This window comes from Pedobacter polaris, from assembly GCF_005116505.1.
GTDB classification, from domain to species: Bacteria; Bacteroidota; Bacteroidia; order Sphingobacteriales; family Sphingobacteriaceae; genus Pedobacter; species Pedobacter polaris.
The window spans coordinates 1-1,422 of the sequence record NZ_SWBR01000013.1 but is presented as its reverse complement, the minus strand read 5'-3'; the positions used below and the strand labels follow the sequence as shown (position 1 = coordinate 1,422).

The 1,422-nt window shown below is 45.6% G+C and carries 2 protein-coding genes; both read right to left on the bottom strand.

All coding sequences use genetic code 11. The features are described 5' to 3' along the window. Nucleotides 1-117: 117 nt before the first annotated feature. On the bottom strand, nucleotides 118-993 hold the full coding sequence (locus FA048_RS19635; RefSeq protein ID WP_136844366.1) for an IS3 family transposase: 876 nt from the start codon (nucleotides 991-993) through the stop codon (nucleotides 118-120). Beyond that, the gene (locus FA048_RS19630) at nucleotides 990-1,364 is read right to left on the bottom strand and encodes a transposase (RefSeq protein ID WP_136844364.1); all 375 of its coding nucleotides are present in this window, start codon (nucleotides 1,362-1,364) and stop codon (nucleotides 990-992) included. Before FA048_RS19630 ends, FA048_RS19635 begins: the two co-directional genes overlap by 4 nt. Nucleotides 1,365-1,422: the final 58 nt, after the last annotated feature.

Here is a 1,422-nt window from a genome sequence, read left to right as displayed (position 1 = left end):
TGTCTTATACTAGATTACCCTTACAAAAAGCGGATAGTTAAACGGTTAAATACTTACAATTATAAAAACATAAACGGATATATCGTTACATTTCATTTTCTCCAAGCTGGAATGCCCTTACAGCCCCTGGTGAAGTTGTGGTGCTTCCCTCATTTCCTGCCCGTGCCGATCCGACGGTGTCATCATATCACAGCTCAGGTGCAGCCTGAGGTTATTGTATTTTTCTATCGCCCTGCATACGGGCCCAATAGCGGTTGAATAGGATGGAAAGGTAGTGTGCAGTTCAAATTCCGTTTTCAATATACCATTTACCCTTTCGGCGACCGCATTGTCATAGGGTGATCCCGACTGGGTCATACTGATGGCGATATGGCTTCTCTGCAGCAGTTCCACATAGGCATCACAGCAATATTGTATCCCCCTGTCTGAATGGTGTGTTAACGGCCTTTTGCTATATTCACGCTGATTTATTGCCTTTTTGAGTGCAGAAATGCATCCGGAGGCTTTCAGGGACTGGCTAAGGTGATAGCCTACAATCTTTCTTGAATAGGCATCGGTGATCAGGAAAAGATAGATGAACCCATTTACCGTTCTCAGATAGGTAATATCGCTCACCCACACCTGCTCGGCCATGATCGGTTTTGTACGGTTGACCATATCGGGCCATTTCCTGTAATGGTGGAAGGACTGGGTTGTGGTCATATACCTTTTTTTGGGATAGATCAACATGCCACTTTCTCTCATTAGTGAAGAGAATGCATCCCTGCCGATGGTGATGTTGTGCCCCCTTAGCTTATGTTGCAGCATATGGAGCAGCTTTACGCATCCGGTATGTGGAAGCATGGCCCTTATTTCACTGGCCCAGGCCAGTATCATCCCATCCTCTATGATGGAGGCATCCCTTCTGGCGTGCATCTCATACCAGGACTGCCTGGTTCTGCCAAACAGCGAGCAAATGGTGCTTAGGGATATATTATTGAATATCTCCTTCATTTTACGGGCGGTTTGGTACCAGACTTTTTTCTGATATTGATATCCAGCTCCTTCTCTGCAATATTGATCATCATTTCAAGGGCGGTAATCTTCAGGTTGGCAAGCCTGAGCTCCTCTGCCAGCAGCTGCTGGGAAGTGTTGGAGGGCTGTGGATCTTCTGGGACAGTAGCGCCGGGCTGGCTTTTGCCAATGTTCTTTTTGTACCAGTTCACAAAATAGCGGACTACCTCACCGCTGTTAAGACCATGCTTACGGCCAAGTTGGGATTGGCTCAGTTTGCCTTCAAGATATTCCCTTGCAACGGCAATTTTAAAAGATTCATCATAGGTAACAGGGTTTGAACCTGCTTTTCCCTTTCTCGGTCTTTCCATATTAATATAAAGTTAATGGTTAGTCCGAATTTTGTAAGGCAGTTTTAGGAATAGACAG

What these genes read in the sequence shown, in the direction of transcription:
- FA048_RS19630 (WP_136844364.1), bottom strand. Translation starts at nt 1,364, where the DNA reads ATGGAAAGACCGAGAAAGGGAAAAGCAGGTTCAAACCCTGTTACCTAT.
- FA048_RS19635 (WP_136844366.1), bottom strand. Translation starts at nt 993, where the DNA reads ATGAAGGAGATATTCAATAATATATCCCTAAGCACCATTTGCTCGCTG.